This window comes from Nocardia barduliensis (assembly GCF_013315795.1).
In the GTDB taxonomy this organism is placed as follows: Bacteria; Actinomycetota; Actinomycetes; order Mycobacteriales; family Mycobacteriaceae; genus Nocardia; species Nocardia barduliensis.
Genome location: NZ_JABLTE010000222.1, coordinates 1 through 3,434, shown reverse-complemented (window position 1 = coordinate 3,434; position 3,434 = coordinate 1). Strand labels below are relative to the sequence as shown.

The 3,434-nt window shown below is 69.9% G+C and carries 5 protein-coding genes; 4 read left to right on the top strand and 1 reads right to left on the bottom strand.

Annotated elements, in window-relative coordinates:
- Both HOV91_RS38600 and HOV91_RS38595 read left to right on the top strand, forming a co-directional pair.
- The coding region (locus tag HOV91_RS38600; RefSeq protein ID WP_174190116.1) for a DUF1702 family protein at nucleotides 1–968 on the top strand (968 nt) is incomplete at its 5' end.
- 10 nt (nucleotides 969–978) lie between these two features.
- Nucleotides 979–1,782 (top strand): SDR family oxidoreductase, encoded by an 804-nt coding sequence (locus HOV91_RS38595; RefSeq protein ID WP_174190115.1) that lies wholly within the window; start codon nucleotides 979–981, stop codon nucleotides 1,780–1,782.
- Between the two features lie 62 nt (nucleotides 1,783–1,844).
- Here the strand turns inward: HOV91_RS38595 and HOV91_RS38590 are convergent, their stop codons facing one another.
- Nucleotides 1,845–2,282, bottom strand: coding sequence for a DoxX-related protein (locus HOV91_RS38590; RefSeq protein ID WP_174190114.1), 438 nt, complete (start codon nucleotides 2,280–2,282; stop codon nucleotides 1,845–1,847).
- 99 nt (nucleotides 2,283–2,381) lie between these two features.
- Between HOV91_RS38590 and HOV91_RS38585 the strand changes: the two genes are divergently transcribed.
- A complete protein-coding gene (locus HOV91_RS38585) occupies nucleotides 2,382–2,951 on the top strand; it encodes a TetR/AcrR family transcriptional regulator (protein ID WP_174190113.1) in 570 nt (189 codons plus the stop codon).
- An 85-nt stretch (nucleotides 2,952–3,036) separates the two neighbouring features.
- Entirely contained in the window at nucleotides 3,037–3,336 is a 300-nt protein-coding gene (locus HOV91_RS38580; protein WP_174190112.1) for an SUKH-4 family immunity protein, read from the top strand.
- The last annotated feature ends 98 nt before the right edge of the window (nucleotides 3,337–3,434 follow it).

The following is a 3,434-nucleotide window of genomic DNA, read 5'->3' as shown; positions in this document are numbered from 1 at the left end:
CCCCCATGCCCTCCCCGTTGGGTCCGCTGCGCGCGGCCATTTTCGTTCCCAGCCCGGCCAGTGTCCGCAAAGTGCTCAGCCAATTCGAGCAGCCCGACCAGCACACCGCGCTCGAACTCGAGCAGGTGACCATGCACTTGGTCGGCGGCATCGACTCCGCGGTCCGCAGCTCGGACAACGACGAGCTGATCACCGCCCTGCTCCAGGTGCCGCCGAAGTACCGCGGGTTCGCCTACGAAGGCGCCGCGGTCGGCCTCACCGCGCTCGACTCGCTCTCGCCCGGCCGTCGCGCCGCCGCGCTGATCGACGGACCCGCCAGCGAATACGCGCTGACCATGTACGTCGGCGTGGGCCTCGCCATGGCGAAGATCCCGAAGTTCCGGTGGCGCAAACTGTTCCCGCAGCACCCGCTGTTCCGGTGGCTGGCCATCGACGGTTACGGCTTCTACAAAGCGTTCTTCCAGATGCGGCGCTACGTGCGGGACAAGCACGTGGAGACCCGCTACCCCGGCTGGCTCGGCGACCGCGACAACCTCAAACGCATCGTCGATCAGGGCACGGGCCGTGCGCTGTGGTTCATCGGCGGCGGCAGCCCGGCCGGTGTGGTGCGCTTGATCAGCGAGTTCGCCCCGCAGCGGCACGCCGACCTGTGGAGCGGCGTCGGCATCGCCGTCACCTTCGCAGGCGGCGTGGAAACCGCTGCGATGGAGGAACTCTGGGACGTGGCCGGCGAGTACCGGCCGCAGCTGTCCCTCGGTTCGGCCATGGTGGCGCGCATCCGGCAGCAGACCAACAGCGTCAACGAGCACAGCGAGGCGGCCGCGCAGGTCTTCTGCGGGACCAGCGTGGCGAAGACCGACGCGCTGATCGAATCCTCGCTCGACGACCTGCCCGACGACGGCAGCTCCGGCACCTATCTGCTGTGGCGGGACCGGATCGCCGAGATCGTCACCGCGAGCCGGGCCTAGGATCGGCGCGATGGCACGGGTCAGCGATTGGGTCGGCAAGCACGTCATCGTCACCGGTGGATCGGAAGGGATCGGCGCCGCGGTGGCCGGCGCCTTCGCGCGGCGCGGCGCGACGGTCTCGATCATCGCGCGCCGGGAGCCGCCGCTGCGCGACACCGCGAAACAGCTCGGCGCGGACTGGGCCGCCGCGGACGTGACCGACCAGGATCGACTGGCCTCGGCCATCACGGAGCTGGAGCAGCGCAACGGGCCCTGCGAGGTCATCGCCTGCTGCGCCGGCCTCGCCCTGCCCGGCCGGTTCCTCGAGGTGGACGCCGGTGAGTTCGAGACGCAGATGTCGGCGAACCATCTCGGCGCGGTACACGCGGTGCGGCGAGTGCTGCCCGGGATGGTGGCGCGGCGCAGCGGAAAGATCCTGCTGGTCAGCTCGACGGCGGCGTTCCTCGGGATCTCCGGTTACACCGCCTACGGGCCGACCAAGGCGAGTGTCCGGCAGCTGGCGTTGTGCCTGCGCTACGAAGTCGAGCCCGAAGGCGTGGACGTCACGGTGATCTATCCCGCCGACACCGACACACCGGGACTGGCCATGGAGAACCGGCGAAAGCCGGTGGAAACCAAGGCGATCACCGGTTCGATCGAGCCGATGTCCCCCGAGCGGGTCGCCGAGGCGGCGGTGCGCGGGTTGGAGCGCGGCCGCCACCACATCGCACTCGATCCGCTGACGCGGTTCTTCCTCGCCTGGGCGAATCTGCCCGAGGATCTGGCGCGGCCGTTCCTGCGCCGCACCATCGCCAAGGCGATGCGCTCCAGCTGACCAGCAGGCGAAAGGCCCGCTCACCCACCGCGTTCCGGTGCGTGAGCGGGCCTTCGCCGTATTCAGCCGACGATGACGACCACGCAGGCGGCGATGAAGAGCAGCTGAACCAGCGCCCGCAGCGGCAGGGGCATCGTCTTGATGCCCAAGTCGGCTCGGGTGGCCCGGACGTTCGCCGGGAACAGCGCCACCAGCAGCGCGATCAGGCAGGCCGCGGCCAGAACGGCGGTCGCCGGGATCAGCAGGCCGACCGCCCCCGCCACTTCGAGTGCGCCGGTCAGCGTCACCAGGGCGGGGGCGTTCGGCAGCCGCGGCGGCACCATGGCGATCAGCGCGTCGCGGCGCGGCTGCAGGAAGTGCGCGCTCGACGTGAGGACGAGCATCGCGGCCAGACCGAGGGCGGCCGCGTGCGCCCACGAATCGAGCCAGCCGTTGCCGATCAGCCAGCCGGTGAGGCGGGCGATCGCGGTGACGGCGGCGAGGACAACCAGCGGTGCCATCGGGATCTCCTGGGGAACGAGAGCAAATCTTGACAGTGGAAAGATTAGGGGCGGCGCCTGGAACTTGTCAATGTCTAGATAATCGGCCACCATCGAGGGATGGCGAAGGACGGCTACCACCACGGAGATCTCCGCGCGGCGCTGCTCGCCGCGGCGGCCGAGCGGATCGCCGCCGAGGGCGTCGACGCGCTCTCGCTGCGCAACCTGGCGCGGCACGCGGGCGTCTCGCACGCCGCGCCCGCCCATCACTTCGGCGACCGAGCGGGCCTGCTCACCGCGTTGGCCACCGAGGGCTTCGAACTGCTGGCCGAACAGCTCGCGCGGGCCGGCGCGGATTTCCGCGAAGTCGCGGTGGCCTACATCCGCTTCGCGCGCGAGCACCCCGGACACTTCGACGTGATGTACCGGCACAACCTGTTGCACGCGGAGGACGCGACACTGCGGGCCGCACGGGAACGTTCCGCGGCGGCGCTGCGCTCCGGCGTCTCGGCCATCCAATCGGGCCACAGCCGCGACCATCAGCAGGCGACGCAACTCGCCGCATGGTCGCTGGTGCACGGCTTCGCCTCGCTGTGGCGCGAAGGGGCACTGCATAATTCGTCACTGGCCGACGAACCCGATCCGTTGGCCCTCGCCCGCAAGATGTTGTCCACCATCCGGTTCGAGTGACCGGAAACCGGCTCGCACCGAGCCGCTGCCGTGCTATCCAGAGACCCGGAAGGAGCGGGCGGCCACTCCCCGGCTGCGACGACACATGGACATCCACGCCTACCCGACCGAGGCGACCACACCGGTGGACCTGCCCCAGGCACACCGGATCGTCGGCCACCATCTCGCCAACGGCGATTACACCGAACGCGGAATCACCTATCAGCTCACGGAATTCGAGGCTTGCTTCGTCGCCGTCGCCGCCTTCGCCCACGCCGCGCACACCGACCCGAACACCCCGCGGGTGATCGTCGGCGGTTCGGTGTGCGTCATCGACAAGCCCACCGGCGCGGTCTCCTATTGGCCGACCTACCCGGCCGAGAATGAGTACGGTTCGCATACGTAGATTCTTCACCCGGTGGCGCCGGACGCGGAGAAGAACGAGCGATGTCCTCCGGCGCGGCGGTCCTTCGGGGCCGTGCGCGCGCGTGCCGTGGCCGGAGT

What these genes read in the sequence shown, in the direction of transcription:
- HOV91_RS38590 (WP_174190114.1), bottom strand. Translation starts at nt 2,282, where the DNA reads ATGGCACCGCTGGTTGTCCTCGCCGCCGTCACCGCGATCGCCCGCCTC.
- HOV91_RS38580 (WP_174190112.1), top strand. Translation starts at nt 3,037, where the DNA reads ATGGACATCCACGCCTACCCGACCGAGGCGACCACACCGGTGGACCTG.
- HOV91_RS38595 (WP_174190115.1), top strand. Translation starts at nt 979, where the DNA reads ATGGCACGGGTCAGCGATTGGGTCGGCAAGCACGTCATCGTCACCGGT.
- HOV91_RS38585 (WP_174190113.1), top strand. Translation starts at nt 2,382, where the DNA reads ATGGCGAAGGACGGCTACCACCACGGAGATCTCCGCGCGGCGCTGCTC.